The 20,729-nt window shown below is 42.6% G+C and carries 14 protein-coding genes; 5 read left to right on the plus strand and 9 right to left on the minus strand.

Annotated features, from left to right (window positions below):
• The 3 genes from V7K45_RS29580 to V7K45_RS29590 all read left to right on the plus strand — a co-directional run.
• Positions 1-1,800, plus strand: a 1,800-nt coding sequence (locus V7K45_RS29580; protein ID WP_335009031.1) for a substrate-binding domain-containing protein, incomplete at its 5' end; no start/stop codon positions are given.
• The gene (locus V7K45_RS29585) at positions 1,748-2,728 is read left to right on the plus strand and encodes an ABC transporter permease (RefSeq protein ID WP_335009033.1); all 981 of its coding nucleotides are present in this window, start codon (positions 1,748-1,750) and stop codon (positions 2,726-2,728) included. The genes V7K45_RS29580 and V7K45_RS29585, both read left to right, overlap by 53 nt.
• A 198-nt stretch (positions 2,729-2,926) precedes the next feature.
• Positions 2,927-3,703 carry an ABC transporter permease gene (locus V7K45_RS29590; RefSeq protein ID WP_335009073.1) on the plus strand — a complete coding sequence of 259 codons (777 nt, stop codon included), beginning with the start codon at positions 2,927-2,929 and terminating at the stop codon, positions 3,701-3,703.
• 645 nt (positions 3,704-4,348) lie between these two features.
• Here the strand turns inward: V7K45_RS29590 and treS are convergent.
• From treS to V7K45_RS29620, 8 genes are all read right to left on the minus strand, one after another.
• Positions 4,349-7,729 carry a maltose alpha-D-glucosyltransferase gene (gene treS / locus V7K45_RS29595; RefSeq protein WP_335009035.1) on the minus strand — a complete coding sequence of 1,127 codons (3,381 nt, stop codon included), beginning with the start codon at positions 7,727-7,729 and terminating at the stop codon, positions 4,349-4,351.
• A gap of 339 nt (positions 7,730-8,068) precedes the next feature.
• Positions 8,069-8,221, minus strand: coding sequence for a hypothetical protein (locus V7K45_RS29600; RefSeq protein WP_335009037.1), 153 nt, complete (start codon positions 8,219-8,221; stop codon positions 8,069-8,071).
• The gene (locus tag V7K45_RS33120; RefSeq protein WP_442942069.1) at positions 8,163-8,360 is read right to left on the minus strand and encodes a Y-family DNA polymerase; all 198 of its coding nucleotides are present in this window, start codon (positions 8,358-8,360) and stop codon (positions 8,163-8,165) included. Before V7K45_RS33120 ends, V7K45_RS29600 begins: the two co-directional genes overlap by 59 nt.
• Before the next feature lie 228 nt (positions 8,361-8,588).
• Positions 8,589-8,783 carry a hypothetical protein gene (locus tag V7K45_RS33125; protein WP_442942070.1) on the minus strand — a complete coding sequence of 65 codons (195 nt, stop codon included), beginning with the start codon at positions 8,781-8,783 and terminating at the stop codon, positions 8,589-8,591.
• The gene (locus V7K45_RS29605; protein WP_442942071.1) at positions 8,770-11,829 is read right to left on the minus strand and encodes an ATP-binding protein; all 3,060 of its coding nucleotides are present in this window, start codon (positions 11,827-11,829) and stop codon (positions 8,770-8,772) included. The genes V7K45_RS33125 and V7K45_RS29605 overlap by 14 nt, the downstream gene beginning before the upstream one ends.
• 338 nt (positions 11,830-12,167) lie before the next feature.
• Complete coding sequence (locus V7K45_RS29610; RefSeq protein WP_335009039.1) at positions 12,168-12,938, minus strand: gamma-glutamyl-gamma-aminobutyrate hydrolase family protein; 771 nt, start codon at positions 12,936-12,938, stop codon at positions 12,168-12,170.
• Between the two features lie 371 nt (positions 12,939-13,309).
• Positions 13,310-14,656 carry a glutamate-cysteine ligase family protein gene (locus V7K45_RS29615; protein ID WP_335009041.1) on the minus strand — a complete coding sequence of 449 codons (1,347 nt, stop codon included), beginning with the start codon at positions 14,654-14,656 and terminating at the stop codon, positions 13,310-13,312.
• A gap of 135 nt (positions 14,657-14,791) precedes the next feature.
• Positions 14,792-15,088 (minus strand): hypothetical protein, encoded by a 297-nt coding sequence (locus V7K45_RS29620; RefSeq protein ID WP_335009043.1) that lies wholly within the window; start codon positions 15,086-15,088, stop codon positions 14,792-14,794.
• A gap of 363 nt (positions 15,089-15,451) precedes the next feature.
• Here V7K45_RS29620 and V7K45_RS29625 point away from each other — a divergent pair, with 363 nt between their 5' ends.
• Positions 15,452-16,756 carry a sensor histidine kinase gene (locus V7K45_RS29625; RefSeq protein ID WP_335009075.1) on the plus strand — a complete coding sequence of 435 codons (1,305 nt, stop codon included), beginning with the start codon at positions 15,452-15,454 and terminating at the stop codon, positions 16,754-16,756.
• Between the two features lie 1,673 nt (positions 16,757-18,429).
• Entirely contained in the window at positions 18,430-19,419 is a 990-nt protein-coding gene (locus V7K45_RS29630) for an adenosine kinase (RefSeq protein ID WP_335009045.1), read from the plus strand.
• 417 nt (positions 19,420-19,836) lie between these two features.
• On the opposite strand, the gene V7K45_RS29635 is transcribed toward V7K45_RS29630, so the two are convergent.
• Positions 19,837-20,712 carry an STM4011 family radical SAM protein gene (locus V7K45_RS29635; protein WP_335009047.1) on the minus strand — a complete coding sequence of 292 codons (876 nt, stop codon included), beginning with the start codon at positions 20,710-20,712 and terminating at the stop codon, positions 19,837-19,839.
• Positions 20,713-20,729: the final 17 nt, after the last annotated feature.

Genomic DNA, 20,729 nt, shown 5'->3' on the forward strand with positions numbered 1-20,729 from the left:
AGCCAAAACATAGAGGTACTGGACAACGAGTTGAAGCTCCTAAATTTCATATCACTAATCAGTCTTTCAGCCTTAACTGAACCGTATTGGGTTATGAAGAATAAAACCTGTTTTGGATGCTCAGGTATCGGAGCCTATATGCCAAAGCTGTTGGTATTTAGCGCTTACGCTGTGATTACTGTTTCGGCTTTCTCGCTGTCTGGTTGTATACGCGAGAAAACAAAAAAAATTGTCGGATTTTCGCAGACGGAGAACATCGGCCCGTGGCGCATTGCCGAAACGAACAGCATTAAGGAGGAGGCCGCCAAGCGTAAGCAAACTTATGATTTTCTGATGACGGATGCCCAGGGACAGACATCAAAGCAATTTTCTGACATTGAGGATCTAATCGCACGACAAGTTGATGTGATATTTCTTGCACCACGTGAGTATGAGGGTCTTACACCCGCACTGGAAGCAGCGAGAGCGGCAAAAATACCGGTTTTTCTGATCGACCGTGAAGCGGCCGGAAGACCAGGCGAACATTTTGTCAGCTTTCTGGGGTCGGATTTTATTGCCCAAGGCCGCCGCGTTGGCGAATGGCTGGCTAAGGCAAGCAATGGCAAGGCATCCATCGTGGAACTTACCGGAACGGCGGGTTCATCGGTCGCAATCGATCGGGCTAAGGGGTTTCGTAATGCGATCGCCCGTGCTATCTCCTTTGGGGCGCGGGTGCTGATCCTCGATGAACCCACGAGTTCGCTGACGGAAACTGAAGTTTCTGTTCTTTTTGATGTCATGCGGCGGCTAAAGTCGGAAGGGACATCCATCGTCTACGTCAGCCACCGTTTTGAAGAACTTTATGCCGTGTGCGATCGCGTGACGGTACTGCGTGATGGGCGCAACATCGTGACGCGATCGCTCTCCACGCTGACTCGTCTAGAACTCGTTTGTTTTATGCTAGGTCGTAAACCTGAAGAGGTGAGCCAAGGAGTCACAGCGTTTGCAGGACACTCGCAAAACACCCTAGATCGGCCAGTGCTGCTCCAAGCGGAAGCTCTCAAATATAAAAAACGGCTCAATGGTGTTTCCATTGAAATGCGGTATGGCGAAATCGTCGGGATTGCGGGTTTGCTCGGCTCTGGTCGTAGTGAGACAGTGCGTGCCCTATTCGGGGCTGAACCACTTGAGGGTGGAACCGTTAAACTCGAAGGTAGTCTTTTATCCCTGCGCGATCCTCATGATGCGATCGCTGCTGGCATCGCTTTCCTTTCAGAAGATCGTAAAGCGGACGGCATCATCCCTGAGCTTTCGGTACGCGAAAACCTCACCCTTGCTGCCCTACCAAACCTTACACAATGGGGCATCGTTTCCAGAAAACGACAAAGCGAACTTGTCGAGCGTTTCATGCAGCGTCTTGATATCAAAGCCGCCAGCGCCGAGCAGAAGATTCACGAACTATCGGGCGGCAATCAGCAGAAGGTGCTTCTGGCGCGATGGCTGTGCAAGAATACAAAACTTCTTCTTTTGGATGAGCCAACTCGTGGTATTGATGTTGGTGCAAAGCGCGAGATCCAGCAGTTAATCGCCGAACTAGCAGAGCAAGGGCTGGGAGTTCTGATGATTTCCTCGGAAGTGGAAGAGTTGGTTGAAGGTTCGCAACGTGTCGTCGTCCTGCGTGACGGGCGGTCAATTGCAGAACTGGGCGGCGAGCAGAAGAACATAAAGGCAATTCTGCACGCAATGGCGGAAGGTGCAGATCGTCAGGATGGTGGACAATCTCAAACAGAGCAAAACCCAAATGAAGAGCAAGAAGCCTGATCTGGGTTGGGGAACCCTGTGGAACCCAAACTTCGGAGCATTTGCGGCACTCCTAATTCTCTATGTTGCGAACGCCATCTTCACTCCGCGTTTCGCAACAATTAGCAACACATTAAATATGTTGCTCCAAGTATCCACAACAATGTTGATTGCCGTTGGTATGACCTTTGTCATTGCCTCCCGTGGTATCGACCTGACGGTTGGCTCTACTATGGCATTGGTTTCAGTCATTGTCGCATTGCTGATTAAGTATGGAATGACGGTTGCCATCTTGTTCGCTTTGAGCGCGGCTCTATTGGTTGGTCTGATCAATGGTTTTCTGATCTCGCGTCTGAAACTTGATGCCTTGATCGTTACCTTGGCGGCTCTGATCTTATGGCGTGGGATTGCTCAGGTTGTCGGGGACGGTAAGCTGGTTCCCTTTGTCAATCCTAAATTTGAAGCGCTGGGAAAGGGCTATCTCGGTTCTATACCAATTCAAGTTGTGATTGCGGCAGTAGCGATCGCGGCAGCTTTTTTCTGTATCCGCTCTACACTTTTCGGTCGTCATATCGTCGCAGTTGGCGGCAATGAGGAGGCTGCACGGCTCGCGGGTATCCGTGCGGAGCGCGTGAAATATATAGTTTATATCATTAGTGCCCTGCTTGCCGGAGTTGCCGGACTCGTCGAGACAGCGAGGCTGGGCATGGGCGATCCGAGTAAGGTTGGTGTCAACGCGGAATTTGATGCGATCGCCGCCGTTGTTGTTGGCGGCACGCCCTTCTCCGGTGGTCGGGCAAATATACTCGGCACTGTTGTTGGGGCCCTTCTCATGCAGGTGATCTCCACAAGTTTCAATATGCTGCTGATTCCCTTTACCTGGTCATTGGTTTTGAAATCCGTAATCATTCTTTTCGCTATTTTTTTGCAGCGTCCGAGGAAGGTTTAACGCGTCATGGCTGCCACAAAGTCTCTTACACTTACGGGTATGCGGCGTTTTGCCAAGCTCCTCACCTCCCAGGGCGTGCTGCTCATACTCCTTGGTTTGGCTGTTTTCGCATCCTTTCGTTATGAAACCTTCCTGACACCTGTTAATTTGATGAACATCATGCGACAGAATAGTATGCTGGCGATCGTGGCGCTGGGCATGACTGTCGTAATCCTGAGTGGAGGAATCGATCTGTCCGTGGGTTCTCTGGTTGCTTTGGGCGGTGTCGTCGCCGCAATGCTTGCCGGACAAGGAAGTTTCGTGGCGATCGTCGCTGGCATTGCTAGCACCACGTTGCTCGGTGTAGTCAATGGTCTTCTGGTGTCTCGCGCGCGGCTTCAGCCGTTCGTTGTTACCTTATTCACTAGCGCTGCACGCGGACTGGCGTTGAGCATCACCGAGGAAAAGTCCATTGCCGTATCATCGACAGCATCGGGACTTGTTTGGCTGGGTAGGGGGTTCATTGGTTGGGTTCCTGTACCCGTGCTGATAGTTGCACTCTTATATTTTGCAGCTTGGTTTATGCTGCACAGAAGCCGATTAGGTTTGCACATATTCGCTATTGGCAACAACGAGGAGGCCTCCCGGCTCATGGGCGTGAACCCAAACCAAGTAAAGCTTGCAGTCTACACATTTAGCGGGTTACTTTCAGGGCTTGCTGGTATTATTCTCGCAGGTCGTTTAGGAGCGGGTCAGCCGGTGGCTGCCTTTGGCTGGGAAACAGATGCGATCGCCGCCACCGTTATGGGAGGAACATTTCTCGCAGGGGGTCAGGGGAGGGTGTTTCCGACGCTGGTCGGTGTACTTTTACTAGGAATGATGTACAACCTTTTAAATCTTGAGGGAACCATTACCCCTTGGTGGCAACTCGTACTCCGTGGTGGCTTCTTACTTTTGGTCGTACTTTTTCAGCAGCGTATCGTGCAGAGGGGCTGAGTTTATTGAAACGGAAGTTGTAGTTGTTCAGATGTCAGAGATGTAATTAAACTTAAGGGTAGTGGTTGCTGACTAGTGTTATTAATACTAGCTCTATTAACTCAAATTGATAGTCACAAAGGCTCTCATGAATTTAACTACATACGAAATTACGCAGATACATCAAAATTGAAAAACACTGTTTGTTTTTTGCGTCTAAACTATCAGCAACTACATTAAATCCTTATTAGACTTATTGCAGAAGTCAGGAAAAGGAGAAGGTGGGGCAATACTTTTCGGATAAGCCTAACAATCTCTCTTTTGGTCTGGGAAAAGGTTAAAGGGCAAAGGGGGAAAGGTAAATTCAAACCCTTTCCCTTTCCCCTTTCCCCCAAAACCCGAAAAGTATTGGAAGGTGGGGTACCCTTTGGGGATAAGGGGCGGGGGGAAAGGGAAAGGTTCTGTATTTTGCCCTTTCCCCTTAACCTTCACCCTTTTCCCACAAGAGTGCAAAAAGCACTTTTGCAAGAGACTTCATGAGCTGCGCTCACAAGGAACAATGAAAATGTCTTTTCCTCCTGCCTCCTGCCTTATTTTCAAGGCAGGTCTATTTTTGCGTTCTTTAGAGACATATAAATTTTCTCTAAAATCCTTACACAAAAAGGGTTATATATTTCCCGACAAGTCTAATAATTGCAGAATAAATTGGAGGGGAATTTTTACCCAATCAGAGCGATTATTTAGTTCATAACCTAGTGCATCAATGGCTTGTTCTAGAAGATAGGCAAAAAGCAGCACATCTAGTTCTTCTCTTGTGTTTGGAAGGAAAGATTCTTGATTAGCAGTTTCTAAATAAGAGTTCAAAAAGCTAGTACTGACCCAGGTATACCAAAACTGTCCCCATTGTTCTATAAGGGGTAAATTTTCAGGCAGGATCATCCCAGATTCTTTTTGATAGCCCAGAGCTTCGTTAACTGCATAGTTGAAAGATAGCAACATTCCTGCTACATCTTGTAGAGGCGATCGCTTAATACGTCGTTCGCTTAAACTGCGATCTCCTTTGCCTTCAAAATCAGTAATCAAAAAGTCTTTTCCTGTGTAAAATACTCGCCCTAACTGGTAGTTTCCATGATAACGAGTCCGCAATGCAGTAATTTTTTGTCTGACAACTAACTGAAAGCGTTCTAAAATTTCCTGTTGGCTATTAAGAACTTCTAATGCTAATGGTTGAGTATTGTTTGGTAAAGACTCTATTCGTTGTTTTAACAACCGAAATACTTGTCCGGTTAAGTTACGTGCATTTTGATATATCGAACGTTGATATAGTGATGAAAAAGATTCTGGAGCGAAGTCTGAGCTATCTATATTTGTAGCCAGCGCTATATGTAATTCAGCGGTGGATTTACCTAACAGTTCAACACTTTGTAGGTAAGAAGTGATAGTTGCAATTGCCAATTCTGGAATTTCAATTCTCTGTAAATCCAACAAAGAACCTGATGGCAGAGGTACTTCGCTAATAGTAGCGTGTTCTGTGGTCACTAAATCAAAGTACTTTTGCAAACTATCAAGAGTGTAGTCCCAGCCACTACGAGTATCTAAAATAAACTCTTCTAATATGCCTATAGTCGTAGGTAGGGCTGTGTTATTGCCTGTTTTTTTTGCACGGCGGTACTCTAAAGCACCAGCTAGCAAAACTGAGTGTTGCAACTGTTTTTTCTGGTATAAGAAACGCCGGATTTCTAAATCTGGGTGCAAACCCTCATCGACTTTACGGAAAATTTTCAACAACAAGCGATCGCCATAAACTATATAAGTTTGTTCTTCTTTATTCAGGACACTCGGCTCACTATTAGTTAACTCTTGACGCAATTTGGAGAATGAATCAGTAGTAGTGCCAAATAATTCTCCGGTTATCCCTTTATAAGAGTAATGATTAGCGATCCCATCTAGCAATGAGGTGAGAAAGTTTTTGTCTGCTAAAGCATCAAATAAAATTCCAACTTCTTGAGTATTAGATGGATTTGTATCTATGCCTTGCACCCCAAGCCGTGCAATCACAGCTTGCGGCATTTCTGCCAAAAGATGTGTTGCTTGCTCACTTTCTGCATAGGCGAGAAACAACAGATATGTTTCGCGGTTTCCCTGGGTATAATCTACCTGCAACCAAACAATTTCAGCTACCTGCTGGTTATAAGGTAAAGAAATCCCTTCAATGATTTGTACTGATTGTACAGTCTGAGTTTTGCCGCCAAACCAGCTACAGGTGTAGAGGTAATCCCGCAGTGTTGATTGTAGAATGTTTTGTGACTCTCGTTGCCAAATCACATTCTGCCATGAACCATTTACCGACAGATAACTCAAGTCTGCTTGGGGTTTAAGAGATTGAGTCAAGCTAGGTTTACGCTGTAAGGTGAACCAGTAAAACCCGTAAGGACTTAAGCTGAGGAAATAGGGCGATTCTGTAATTGCTGGAAACTCAGTGGAACCAAAAATTTCTACTGGTATTAGCCCATTGAAGGTTGATAAATCTAAGGACACCGTTTGCACATAACGAGATAAATTTGCGACTACCAAGACATCTTCTTCAGAGGTAATCCGGCTGAAGGCAAAAACTTTGCGATTATTAGACTGTACCAATTCAAAACGCCCTTCACCCAATGCCGCAAATCGTTTGCGAGTAGCGAGTAAACGTTTCATCCAATACCAGAGAGAATTGGTATTAGTCCGTTGTGCCTCGACGTTGAGTGCTTCGTAGTGATATTCTGAGTCAACGATGACGGGTAGATACAAGCGTTGCGGGTTAGCGCGACTAAAACCAGCGTTGCGGTCAGAACTCCACTGCATAGGTGTGCGAACACCATTGCGATCGCCTAGATAAACATTATCTCCCATGCCAATTTCATCACCGTAGTAAAGTACGGGGGTTCCTGGTAGAGATAATAGTAAACTATTGAGTAACTCAATTTGGCGGCGGTCATTGCCCAAAAGCGGCGCTAGTCTGCGGCGGATGCCTAAATTTACTCGCATCATCGGGTCTTGTGCATAGGCCCCATACATAAAATCGCGGTCTTCATCTGTCACCATTTCTAGAGTCAGTTCGTCATGGTTGCGAAGGAACAATGCCCACTGACAGTTATCAGGAATGGATGGAGTTTGCTGGAGAATATCTACAATTGGAAAATTATCTTCCATCCGTAATGCCATAAACAAGCGCGGCATTAGGGGAAAATGAAAGTTCATGTGACACTCATCCCCCGCACCGTAATATTGAGCTGCATCTTCAGGCCATTGGTTGGCCTCAGCTAGTAACATCCGGTTAGGAAATTTGGCGTCAATGTGCGATCGCAACTCCTTCAAAAACGCATGGGTTTCGGGTAAGTTTTCGCAGTTTGTTCCTTGCCGTTCGTAGAGATAAGGTACAGCATCCATACGTAGCCCATCTACACCCATCTCCAACCAAAAATCTAGAACATCAAATACTGCCTGACGCACCAAGGGATTGTCATAATTCAAATCAGGCTGATGGGAATAGAAACGATGCCAGCAATAAGCTTGGGCAACTGAATCCCAAGCCCAGTTAGATGTCTCAAAATCTTGGAAGATAATTCGCGCTTCTTGGTATTTCTCAGGAGTATCACTCCAAACATAAAAATCTCGCTCCTGACTGCCTTTTGGTGCGCGACGCGCTCTTTGAAACCAAGGATGTTGGTCGGAGGTATGGTTAATAATTAACTCAATAATTACACGAATACCTCGTTGATGAGCAGCGCTCAAAAACGCTTTAAAGTCTTCTAAAGTGCCATAGATAGGATTAACACTAGTGTAATCGGCAATATCGTAACCATCATCCTTGAGTGGTGAAGGAAAAAAAGGTAACAACCAGATGGCAGTAATACCTAAATCTTGTAAGTAGTCTAGTTTTTCTGTCAGCCCTTGAAAATCACCAATACCATCACCATTACTGTCGGCAAAGGTGCGAACACCTAGTTCGTAGATAATTGCATTTTTGAACCATAAGGGGTCATTTTTCAAGTTGGTGTTTGGCATTTTAAGAAGATATGCGATCGCATATCTAGTAGAACTATATTTTTACTTGATACGATGGCTGAAATTATCAGCTGATTTAGCTTACACGAGTAATGTATACATTTTCTTACTTAAGTCATAAAACTACCTAACGAGCGATATTTAGTATTTAGCGATCGATAATCATACAAACTGCATATATACTACATATATATATTTTATTTAAAATTTTAGGTCGCAAAATTGTAGTACAGCAGCCCCCTACTAGAACAAATCACAAAATTCAATTATCCCAATTACAACAAAAATTGGGAGATAATTCAGACACGCAATTGCAGTCACTGATGAGCTTGTGAAATGCTAACTCAGCGATCGCTGCTTCAAGTCTGCACCAGTATGAATTTCGAGTAAATGCATCTTTGCCGCTGTAACTTCTCCTATACCATGAAACTTTTCAATCGCTAGCTGTTCTACAAAAGCGTAGACGCTTGCGGCTTGTCGTAGACATCGCATCCTCCAGTAAAATCACCGTTAGTCCATTCGGCTTGTTCTGCCCTGATGCCATTTTTGCAAGAAACTTGTTGATTGACACGCCTGCGGTTGCCGTCAACTGAGTTTCCTGAAAAATTGCAGTTTTGAATGTGTCTTGCAATAGTAGAAGCGTAAAGAATGTTTTGTCTATTCTTATCAGCTTTATAGTACATTAGCACTATTTTTTCAAATAAAATATCTGTATTATATTATGTCCGCCTAATTAGTTATAATTCCCCCATCTGTGCAAAAACCAGGAAACCCTCTTTCCCCCTGCTCCCCTGCCGTCTTAATGATAAGTCTTTAATCGGACACAATATTACTTCCCACCTGGCTATGTTACCAGTAGTTAAGTCTGCTGAAACCGACCAGACAAACTTGCGACCATAATTAATAGCTCATCCGGATCAAATGGCTTGGACAGATACATTTGAAAGCCTGTTAGTAGCGCTCGCCTGCGGTCTTCTTCTTTAGCATAAGCACTCAAAGCGATCGCTGGGATTCTCCCCCCTTTTTCTACTGGTAAAGCCCTATTGACTATCATCGTTTACAGAAATTGATTCTCCAACCTCAGAAGTATAAGAGATGCTCATCAGAGGTAAGCGCACACCAAAGGTTGCTCCCAGCCCAAGCCCTGGACTATCGGCCTCTACTGTTCCCCCATGCATTTCCACTAAATGCCGGACGATTGCTAGCCCTAAGCCTAGCCCTCCATAGCTTCGGGTTGTACTTGCGTCTGCCTGACGGAAGCGCTCAAAAATGTAGGGCAAGAAGTCAGCTTTGATACCATTACCCGTATCTTTAACCTGGAGGAGCGCCTCTGTACCCACAGTTTCTAGGCAAACCTCTACCTGTCCCCCAGAAGGCGTAAATTTAATTGCATTACTCAGCAAATTCCACACTACTTGTTGTAAACGATTAGCATCTCCACAAACAGAATTAGCCGACGGATCGAGCATACAGTTAATCGTAATATCTTTAGCTGAAGCTTCTGGTTTTACAGTTTCGATAGCTTCAGTAATCACTGAGATTAGAGAAACTGCACGCTTTTCCAGGCGCAGTTGCCCTCGGATAATACATGATACATCCAGCAAATCGTCTACTAATCTAGCTTGAGCATTGGCGTTGCGCTCAATAGTTTCTAGCGCCCGAGTCGTTGCAGATGAGTTTAATTTACCTTGGCGAAGCATTTTAACCCAGCCAAGCATTCCATTGAGCGGTGTGCGAATCTCATGGGAAAGTACTTGCAGAAATTCATCTTTCATCCGATTGGCGGCCTCCGCCTCAACTCGCGCTGCCTGCTCCTGAATTCGTTCGGCTTGTTGAGCTAAAGCATCTTTACGCAGTCGGGACAATTCTAAGTTTGTTCGTACCCGTGCCAGCAGTTCTCGCGCCGAAAAAGGTTTGATTAGGTAATCATCTGCACCCATCTCTAAGCCTTCAACGCGAGATTCTTCACCAGCGCGGGCAGATAGCAAGATAATAGGTACTTCCCGAGTGGATGATTCAGAGCGCAATTCGCGCAACAATTGCAACCCGTCGATTCCCGGCATCATAATATCGCTCAGTACTAAATCCGGTATTTGCCTACGGGCTGCTGCTAAGGCAGCTACTCCATCTGTAACTGCCTCTATTTCGTAATCTGGCTCAAGTAAATGCTTTAAATAATCGCGCATATCTGCGTTGTCATCAGCTAACAAAATACGCGCTCTTGAAGTTAGGGCTAGAGGAAAAGAATCCTTTTTCCCTTTTCCCTTTTCCCTTTCCCCTTCTTCAGGTAGCCAACGCCGTGCTTCTTCAACAAAAGCAGCCGTTACTGAAGCAGTGTTCGGCAAATCATGCCCAGATGCAATGCGTTCGCTGGGCAGATGAGCAGTGCCAGTAGGAAGTAAAACAATGAAAGAACTTCCCTGATTTACTTTGCTGGTCACACGAACCGAGCCACCATGAAGTCGAATTAGATCCTGCACTAGCGATAATCCAATCCCAGAGCCTTCATAAGTGCGGCCCCGTGACCCTTGTACGCGGTAAAAACGCTCGAACAAATGGGGCAATTCTGCTGCTGGAATTCCTGTACCTGTATCCTGGACTTCCAGTTCCACATATTCGGTGTACCAACGCAAGGTTACACTGATTTGTCCAATAAAGGTGAATTTGAAAGCATTACTGAGCAAATTCAAAACAATCTTTTCCCACATTTGGCGGTCTACATACACCGCTTCTGGTAACGGTGGGCAATCTACTATTAGACGTAAACCTACCCGTTCAATAGTTGAGCGGAAGACACTGGCCAGTTCAGTTGTCAATACAGCAAGGTTAACAGGTTCATAAACTGCTTCAATCCGATTTGCTTCGATGCGCGAAAAGTCTAATAGTGTGTTGACTAACTTGAGCAAACGCAGACTGTTGCGGTGAACTAGCTGTAATTGCTCGCGTTCCGTACTTGTCAATGACCCGTTTTTGCTACTTAGGACATCCTCTAAGGGACCCAGTATTAACGTCAAAGGTGTGCGGAACTCATGGGAGACATTGTTAAAAAACACTGTTTTTGCCCGATCTAGTTCTGCCAATGCTTCAGCGCGTCGGCGTTCTTCTTCGTATGCCTGAGCATTGCGGACTAAAATCGATATCTGACCTGCGAACAATTCGTAGAACGAGCGATATCCCTCATCTAGCTCACGACTAGGGCTAATTCCGGCTACCAGTACACCCAATGTCGCTGTTTGCCCAAATGAGGCGATCGGCAGTGCGATCGCAGATTTCACTGGTTCACTAAACGCACCGCCTAAAATTGTGATATATCGATCGACGCCTTCAATTAGAATCGTTTCTCCATTTGCTGCCAACGCCAACGACCAAACATCTTTGCCGTTGGTTTCTAGCTCGATCGTTCTCGGACTGACGACTTCCCCTGCTTGAATCCCCACAGTTCCCTGTAAGGTCAACCTTTTAGTATCGGAGTCACGTAGATATAGCAGTGCAAATGGCACATCCATTGGAGAGGATGCGATTACTGCAAGCGCATCAAGGCAGGTTGCTTCAACGCTTTGGGTTGCGCTTGCTTTAGATGATAAATCGCGTAGCAGCCGCAATCGCCGATCCCCCAATACTTGCTGCGTCACTTCACTACACACCGCAAGCATCCCAACAATCTGCCCAGAATCGTCTTCTGCCGGAGCATGGGAAACACTAAAGTAGGATTCTTCCCGGTAGCCGGAGCGTTCCAACAACAGCAGCAGTGCTGGTGTCAGATTTGCTACTCCCGTTGACATCACTGTTTCGATCATTGGCCCCAAAGTGTCCCATGCCTCGGCGAGTGTAATCCGAATATCAATCCCAAGGGCTGCGGGATGTTTCTCGCCAATCAATTGCGAATAGGCATCGTTGTAAATTTGGATGAAATCTGTGCCCCAAGTTAGAATCATCGGATAGCTCGAAGCAAGCAGCGTCTTGACCACTGACTTGAGACTCTGCGACCATGTATCGATCTTGCCTAACGGCGTTTGCGACCAGTCCAAGCGATTGATTCGGGTTGCCATTTCCCCACCTCGAAAATGGTCAGCAATGGAGTCATAAATTCTTGCTTTCATCTGTTTGTTTAGGTGTTTCTCTCCTCGACTAGGGACGGCCGCCTACGTTCTCCCCTACTCAAAACTTTGAAAATTAGAACAAGTCTATTGCTATCGAATATTACTTAATATTAGCGCGACGTTCTATATTCTTCTGGTTTACCTTTCCCAACAATTTCGGTTCTTCAGTACTTACTATGCTAAATTATTAGCTACAAAGGTTTAAAAGTATAAAAAATTGCATAAAATCGTTTTAGATGCAAATAGGAATGTCGTTGCTGGTAAAATATCCCCAGTGGAAGATTGCGATTGTGAATGAGGTATTGGTGAATTGGGAGGGGTAGCGATTAATTGGGGGATTACCCTGGATCTAAGCCGATTGCGAGGTTAGGGTTATCCCAGAAGTGTCTTGTCTGTGCAGCCTGAACGAGAGCTAGAAAAACTCTTTGATGATTGGGATCGATAATTGAAAGCTCAGGATGCCATTGCACACCAATTGCCCAAGGATGGTGTTCATGCTCCACAGCTTCAATAACTCCATCATCCGAAGCATGAGCAACAACCCGCCAACCAGGCGGTACTTTATCTACCGCTTGATGATGCCAAGAAACTACAGATATGTGAGAATTCTGTAAACAGTCAGCTAAAAGGCTTTCTACATCTATCCTGACGAGATGTTCTGTAGGTAAACGTCGTCCAGGTTCAGGCTCTAGACGATGTAATGCAGATGTACCGTAAACATCTGGAATGTGAGGAATTAGAGTACCCCCACAGGCGACGATGAGAATTTGTAAACCCCGACAAATACCCAATATCGGCAGATGACGTTCAAGAGCAAACTTGCCAAGCTGCAATTCAAAAGCATCACGTTCGCGATCGACAGAATAAATAGTAGGATGAGCAAAACCGTTGTAGCAAGCAGGGTCAATATCTCCACCACCAGAGATGATTAAACCATCCAAAGAATCTAGAAGTATGGCAGGCTCAATTTCTCCTGGTGGTAATAATATGGGAATGCCACCTGCGGCACGGACTGCATCTATATATTCACTTGGCAGAGAAAATGGTAATGCTGCAAGGCGACCGTAAGTTGTAATTCCAATCAATGGTTTTCGAGATTTTCTACTCATCTTGATGCTATTTCACTATTTCGTATAGCAGTTTTGTTGCAAGTTCTACTTTAATTAGTGTTGTTTAAGGCGCTCTAAGCATGAACTAGTATCGTTGTGCGAAAGCAAAAGTCAAAAGAATTCTATTTTCGGCTTTTGTACCATTTAGAATAGTCTGTTTATTTCCGCCGTGCTGTATTAGTACCATTAATAATTCCTCAAACAATTTTTCTTCCCAGTCTATCGTTAAACTTGTTATTTGGCTGGTCAACTATAGTAGGGAATAGACAATGGGTTTGAAAGTTCCTTTTTATAGTGAATCATTCTGGAAAGATTTTTCCTGATTAGAAATGTTTAAGCAATTGCGGGGTTTTGTATGAATTAAGATTCGATTAATGCTGCTGTAATAACAATCCTTCATCAGTATCCAAAGATGCGAGGGGATTTTCTATATCTATCGATGAAACCTGGGCTTCTAGCTTGTCACAACTTGAGCGCACTAAACGCAAACCGGCATCTAATGAAAGTTGAGTAGTTGTTGGGGTAAACTCTTGCAAGATGCTGGCTTCTATCGTCTGATACCGATCGAGGTTTCTGCTGAGTTCTGCCAGAAAATTTGCTCCTTCACCACCAACAGCGCTGGCAAACTGCAAAATGGAATCGACGTAAGCTCTAACTTTAGGGTTTTTAATTCCTTCTGTAGCTGAGGTTAAGAGCAATTCCCCTGATAGATATTCAAAATCTGGTACATACAAGCGATCGCCAACTAGTTCAAATATCTGCACTCCTTTAGATGGTCTTACTGTTAAATTCTCATGCCTGACTCGATGAGCCAATTTTTCCAGCAATGTAATTACAAGTAAAATTACAGAAGGAAGGTTGCTATCTATACATCTGATTTCTACTGTGCCGAGTTTGTTGAGTCGAACTGGATTCCAAGCTGACTTGAGTAAGCTAACTCCCGATTCTTTGAATAGGTTCGGTTCAATTTCGGCTTTTTCCATCGCTTGCAGCCAAGCATAATAACGAGCGAACTGTTGCTCAACTAAACCCTCAACACTTTCGGCATAAGGCATGAGTCCACCGACAGGTTGTAAATTAGTATAAACTCCCTCCCAACCGAAGGTTTCGCTACCTCGATAACGAATTGTATGTGCGGCTAGTCCTAACGCCTGTCCTTCATAAAAGGGACACGCCCGCGTCAGAGAAATAAGTGCCGAGTCGCAAGCTGTAGCTAAATTATAGATATTTAATAGTTCTTCTCGCTCAATTAATGTTGAGTTGTAAGATACTGCAACACGAGGGTCAATTACTCCAGGCGGGACTTCCAAATGCAGGTGTGTACCTGTACATTTTCCAGCGTGCAAAAATTTTGAAATGCCGACAGTCTGCGCTTGGATATGGTAATTAGGGCGATCTCGCATAACTGGCATAGTAGGCAAAGGATAGCTAGACAGAGGATAAAGGCGTAAACCCATCTGTTGCGCTACAGAGATCGCCAATTTGAGATTTTTGAGATAAATTCTTGCTAGTTCCTTGGCAGTGTCGGCAGGAGGTGTGTTAATTTCTACCATGCTTTTAACGAACTCTGCCACAAAGTAATTGGGGTTTAAACCTTGTGCTTGAGCTTTTAAGTGACAACTCTTTAAAAATTCATCGGCGCGATCGCTCAAGCTACCAGCTTCGTCTACCAAAAAAAATTCTTGCTCCAGACCGATACGACGCTTGACTATCGCCATCTAGACCTCCACAAGGGTAATGTCGCCACAGTCTTAATATATGTAGCTTAAAGGATAAAGTTACCGGAAGGCAAAACCTTGTTGAATCAATTGACTTGGAAAATCGTAGTATCAGATTGTTAGGGATTTTGTTGTCTAACCTGGATGATGTGAAATAAACCCAACTTTCTCATCTTTTGAGCGATCGCTTTCTAGGCAAAATATGGAATTATCTCCGACTATAAGCTGTAAAAGTCCATTACTGGGGGTATAAAACTCCTTACTATCTCTGGTAAACAGTTGTTGCAACCCCTCTGGATTGCTGACTAACAATAGCCGTTGATAATTCCCAATGAGCGGCGCGTTAAAAATGTCACCATAGCCTTGGTAAGCATTATCCATATAACCGAGGGGAAAGTTCCGATCGCTCACAACAGGCAGATGGTTAAGCATTGGATTCAGTTCAGAACCTGGCTTTTACGTGCAGCAATATAAAACTGCCCTAGACGAAAGCTAGAGCAGTTTTGATAGAAAGTAAATTTTATAGGAGACTTTTAGTGTTGTCCCCGGTTTATCCATAGTAAATACCGTTATATAATACTATTCACCTCAAGTTTCGTACTTTACGCAAAACTCGAATAATTTTAAAGTTGGTATTACAAAGGATAGAAGGATAAAAGTCAGTATCAGCTACCGGCTCACAGACGGCATCTGCAACTTGAGCAGATGCTTTAGCGGATCAAAGTTCAGCTTGAATGATGATTTGGGAATACTAGAGTCGCACAATACACGAAAATCACAGCAATCTCTAGCATGATGTTAGCATTTTTCAACTACCCCTTCTATTCAAACGGTTTTATTCCTCATGGACATTGTTACCTCTGGAAGACAGGCTTAGTGTGGTTACACATTTTATCAGATTCTTTAATTGCTCTTGCCTATTTCTCTATTCCCATAGCGCTTGTTTACTTTGTTCGGAAGCGGGAGGATTTACCCTTTAAATCAACACTTTTACTGTTTGGAGCTTTCATTATCTTTTGTGGTATAACCCACATAATGGAAATTTGGACGCTTTGGTATCCAACTTATTGGCTATCTGGTTTTATAAAAGCTTTGACTGCTTTAATATCGGTTTATACAGCTTTCACATTAGTGCCGATAATTCCCCAGGCGCTAGCTTTGCCAAGTCCAGCACAATTAGAAGCAGCTAACAGTCAACTAAAACTTACTCTCAAAGAACTTGCAGATACGCAAACTCAACTTATTCAAACTGAAAAAATGTCCTCTTTAGGGCAGTTAGTGGCAGGCATTGCCCATGAAATTAACAACCCTGTTAGTTTCATTTATGGTAATATCGGCATTGCTAATGAATATACTAATAACTTATTAAAATTAATTTCACTTTATCAAGAATGCTACCCACAAACCCTATCAAAAATTGAGATTTTAGCTGAGACAATAGAATTCGATTTTCTTAAAGAAGATTTCCCGAAAATATTATCTTCAATAAAAATAGGAGCTGAACGCATCTGCCAAATTGTTTTATCATTACGAAGTTTTTCGAGGCTAGATGAAGCCGAGATAAAAAGAGTTGATGTACACGAAGGTATTAACAGCACTCTCTTAATTTTAGGAAATCAATTAAAAGGTCAAGGAAAAAATCCAAACATTGAAGTTATTAAAGAATATGGTAATCTACCTCAAGTCGATTGCTATCCAGGACAACTTAATCAGGTATTTCTAAACCTTCTGACTAATGCCATTGATACTTTAAGGGAGTCAATTGTCGGTTGTCCGGTGTCAGAGAGCAATATTATAAGCTCTGAAAATCAGCAACCAACGAATAACAATCCCCAAATCCGCATTGTTACTGAAGTTTTAGATAGCCATCAAGTAATGATTCGAGTTATTGACAATGGCTGCGGGATGACAGAAGAAGTAAAGCAAAAAATCTTTGACCCTTTCTTTACAACTAAACCTGTTGGCTCAGGTACAGGTTTAGGAATGTCAATTAGCTATCAAATTGTAAACAAGCATGGTGGTCAGTTGAAGTGTATTACACAACCACTTCAAGGTACAGAGTTTCAGATCCAGATTCCGATTAGGAGCAAGCTCTATTGAAGGACATTCGATCTGCTCGCTAAAAGAAGATGCAAGTTATATTTAATACAATATAAATACTAGAATTACATAGATAAATGAATAAGGCTACCATTGTTGCAGCATTTATACTGGTGATATGTGGAATGCCGCTTACTTTGGCTCCACACGCCAACCTTGGATGCTTTTGCTATTTCTTAAGCCTGTTCAAAACCCAGTTGATAAACTCGAAATACCGCTGGTATCTTTTTTCAAGGCTTGTGCTTAGTGTCATTTTTACTGAAAAATTTCAAATCTATGCAAAACAGTTAACGGGTTTAGCATAGCGATCGCTGCTGCATTTTTGGGCATCATTTTAAAGTAGTGTTTACTAGACCTCTTGCAAAAGTGCTTTTTGCAAGAGGGGGGAAAGGGACAATACAGAACCTTTTCCCCTTCCCCTTTTCCCTTTTCCCAACTTATGCAAGAAGTCTACTGAATACAGCCATATTTAAAAGATTTGGTCGCCCAAAGAAAAAATCAGTTGGTTGCATTGCCTAACCCTAAATTATGTTGACTTTGGAACAAGCTCTCTAGGAGTATAATTTTGACTAGAAAATAATTTTTTCTCAGATGCAAGGGATTTATGAACAAAAATAAAACTGCTGGATATCTTCTTCTATGTGTTGGCACGATTGGCATATTTAGCCTCGTTATATTAAGCATCTTTGGTGTACATATTCTACTTTTCTCCTGTTCTTGGAGTACAACTCAAGGAAATTGCTTTCTCCCAATAGCGATTTTTTTAGTTATTATTTTTGCCCTTAGTATTGTATTCATAATGATATTTAAACGTGGTCTAAAAAATTTGAAATCTAGAAAAATCTCTTCTGATAAAAATAGCTAATCTTCAATACTTTTTAATTGATTTTTCACAACTTTCACAGTCACTCTGATATAATCACTGTATCCTAAAAATGCAACATTGATTGTAAAAGGTAATTAAGTACAGGACTTACGCAAAATAATGGAAAAACGAACCGCAAAGGCGCAAAGGACACAAAGGAATGAGAGTTTCAGAGAGTTATTGCGTAAGTCCTAAGCTCGACTTTATCCAAAATTAAGAACTCGCTTTCTTTATCCGGCAAAAGCCCTAGCTTTTTGGCAAAGACTTTTTCCACGTTACAGATTATCGATGAAGTTAAAAAAGTAAAACTACTGTCCTACAAAGGTTTTAGCTGAAGCGATCGCGTTGTGAAAAAAATGGATAAAATCGAGCTAAATCATTCTTGAGATAGGCGATCGCATTCTGCCTGCCAGTGCCATGTTAAGGCAATCGCACTACTCATTCCAATTAACTAACTCCCTATCTACTATTGAAACGGCTTGTCGCTAGACATCGCTGAAGTTGAAGATAATTCATTTTGTGCAAGGGACGCGGCGGAAAAAGTGCCTTCTCTATGAGACGCACAAGGGACATGGTACAGGGCGATCGCGCGTCTCGTAGTTGATGCTTTATAACTGTTGAAATGCTTATCTTATATAGATTTTCACAGTTTCTGACCCCTTTTTTTGATTTCTTTGTAAGAAATTCGGGAAAAGACCTTGAAAAAATACGAGTCCACGAAATTATGACCAAGCTACTCTTATCTATTGCCTATCTGTTATTATCAATTCTGTTCAAGTCAGATAGAACTTATTCTCGGAGATAAACAATGGGCAAGAAATATGATGTTTATGGTGTAGGTAATGCCTTAGTAGATATAGAATACGAAGTATCTCCAGAGTTACTACAAGAGCTTAAGATTGACAAGGGTGTAATGACACTGCTAGATGAAGACAGTCAAAATCATATTTTGGAAAATCTTAAAAATCTTCATTGCCATAAGAGTTGTGGAGGTTCAGCAGCAAACACAATAGTGGCAATTAGTCAACTAGGAGGAAAAGCTTTTTATTCTTGTAAAGTGGCTAATGATGAATTTGGAGACTTTTACATAGAAGATTTACTCAACTCTCAGGTAGATACCAACTTAAAAAATGGCGATCGCCAATCAGGAATTACAGGCAAATGTTTAGTGTTAGTAACTCCCGATGCAGATCGCACCATGAATACATTTTTGGGAATTACTGAAAAATTTTCTACACGAGAATTAGTATCATCAGCGATTGCTGATTCAGAATATTTATATATCGAAGGATATTTAGTGACTTCTCCCACAGCAAAAGAAGCAGCTATAAAGGCTAGAGAAATAGCTGAAAAAGCGGGTGTAAAAACCACTATGTCCCTATCTGATTACAACATGGTGAAATTTTTTAAACAGGGTTTATTAGATATCATTGGAACTGGTTTAGACTTGATTTTTGCTAATGAAAGTGAAGCATTAGAACTAGCAGATACAGAAGATTTTCAAGTAGCTGTAGACAAACTAAAAACCCTGAGTAAGAAATTTGCTATTACTCGCGGTGCCAAGGGTTCAGTAGTATTTGACGGTCAGAAATTAATCGAAATTGCTGCACCTCAAGTAAAAGCTGTAGATACAGTAGGAGCAGGAGATATGTATGCAGGAGCTTTTCTCTATGGAATTACCCAAGGTATGAGCTATGAAGAAGCCGGAAAATTAGCATCGGCCGCAGCTTCTAAGATTGTTACATCCTATGGACCAAGATTAAAAACTGAGGAATTAAAGGCATTAGTTACTGCTTAGATGGTGTTTGAAAAGTTTTCAGAGGTCAAGTTTTATGCCAAGTATAAGCCTTCGTAACCAGCTGTAGATTAACAGATTATTTTTCGCTTTAACAGATTGATGTCATCGAAAGATAAAATCATACGATGTAAGCTTTTCAGTTGTTCATGCGATCGCTAATCCGTCCCTTGTGAGGGATGCTCAAAAAATTAGAACTCCTTGAGGCGAATTGACTTTAGCAGTTTATGAGAGGACGACATTAATCTGTTAAAGTGACAAGTAATCTGTTAACCGACAGCTGTTGATGTACTTGAACTAGTCCCAAGTCAACCAATTACTCAAAACAATCAGTCAGTTAAGATGCAAGGGGTATGGTGCAGAGGTGAAGAAAATGCGGCTTTCTCTGATCCTTTTAGTCAAATTAATAAACATTAATATTTATATTACAGTACAATTTTGATTAACCCAATTATCAGGAATTCTTTCTAAAATACCAGAACCAAATACCTTATTCATTTCTAAATATTCTAGATGAACATAACCAATATGACAGTGACAAGTTTGGTTGGTACAAGGTTGTTCAAACAAAGCTGCTTCCCAGCTAAAATCGTAAATATTACCAATTGGTTCTTTAATAAAATGACATCGGTACATTGTCCCGTCACCATCAACAGAAATCACTGATTTTCCAGCCCGACAAGAACGCCCAAAGCTAGGATAATGATGAGTATTTAATTCATATAACGGGTCAATAGATTGGAAGAATTCTCGATTTTCTGGTGATAAATCAGGAAGTTCTGCCTTGACAGCATTAATCCATAAATAAACGTGATTTGGTAACTCCTGACGTAAAGCTGCTATTTCCGCTTTAAACTTGGGAAAACCGACAACTCCAACGCTAAATTTGACATTTTTGTTGTCTAGATTGAGGCATTTTTGTAAAAAGCGATCGCATGACACCCATTCTGAATGAAAAGTTGCCCAAAGCGCCAATTTATCTTTGTTACATTCCTCTACCCAATCTAAATTACAAGATAGATTAGTTTGAATTGCTGCTTTGTTAACATTGGGCAAATGCGTTAATTTTATCAGTGCTTGCTGATACCAAGAATGGATTAGAGCTTCTCCCCAAGGAGTAAACAGAATTGAAAATTGATGGTGGGGATGTTGGGAAATCCAGTTGACAAAATGTTCTAAAGATTGCTTATCGATTGCTAATTCTGCGGCTGTTTGCTGGCGTTTGGCAAAGGGGCAATATTCACAACCGTAGTTACAACTGATTAAAGGGCCGCGATAGAGGATAGTGAGGTGCATAGTAATAGTTATTATTG

The organism is Nostoc sp., from assembly GCF_036917375.1.
Lineage (GTDB): Bacteria > Cyanobacteriota > Cyanobacteriia > Cyanobacteriales > Nostocaceae > Nostoc.

What these genes read in the sequence shown, in the direction of transcription:
- V7K45_RS29610 (WP_335009039.1), bottom strand. Translation starts at nt 12,938, where the DNA reads ATGAGTAGAAAATCTCGAAAACCATTGATTGGAATTACAACTTACGGT.
- treS (WP_335009035.1), bottom strand. Translation starts at nt 7,729, where the DNA reads ATGCCAAACACCAACTTGAAAAATGACCCCTTATGGTTCAAAAATGCA.
- V7K45_RS29590 (WP_335009073.1), top strand. Translation starts at nt 2,927, where the DNA reads ATGACTGTCGTAATCCTGAGTGGAGGAATCGATCTGTCCGTGGGTTCT.
- V7K45_RS29615 (WP_335009041.1), bottom strand. Translation starts at nt 14,656, where the DNA reads ATGGCGATAGTCAAGCGTCGTATCGGTCTGGAGCAAGAATTTTTTTTG.
- V7K45_RS29630 (WP_335009045.1), top strand. Translation starts at nt 18,430, where the DNA reads ATGGGCAAGAAATATGATGTTTATGGTGTAGGTAATGCCTTAGTAGAT.
- V7K45_RS29605 (WP_442942071.1), bottom strand. Translation starts at nt 11,829, where the DNA reads ATGAAAGCAAGAATTTATGACTCCATTGCTGACCATTTTCGAGGTGGG.
- V7K45_RS33125 (WP_442942070.1), bottom strand. Translation starts at nt 8,783, where the DNA reads ATGATAGTCAATAGGGCTTTACCAGTAGAAAAAGGGGGGAGAATCCCA.
- V7K45_RS29625 (WP_335009075.1), top strand. Translation starts at nt 15,452, where the DNA reads ATGTTAGCATTTTTCAACTACCCCTTCTATTCAAACGGTTTTATTCCT.
- V7K45_RS29620 (WP_335009043.1), bottom strand. Translation starts at nt 15,088, where the DNA reads ATGCTTAACCATCTGCCTGTTGTGAGCGATCGGAACTTTCCCCTCGGT.
- V7K45_RS29585 (WP_335009033.1), top strand. Translation starts at nt 1,748, where the DNA reads ATGGTGGACAATCTCAAACAGAGCAAAACCCAAATGAAGAGCAAGAAG.
- V7K45_RS29600 (WP_335009037.1), bottom strand. Translation starts at nt 8,221, where the DNA reads ATGCGATGTCTACGACAAGCCGCAAGCGTCTACGCTTTTGTAGAACAG.
- V7K45_RS29635 (WP_335009047.1), bottom strand. Translation starts at nt 20,712, where the DNA reads ATGCACCTCACTATCCTCTATCGCGGCCCTTTAATCAGTTGTAACTAC.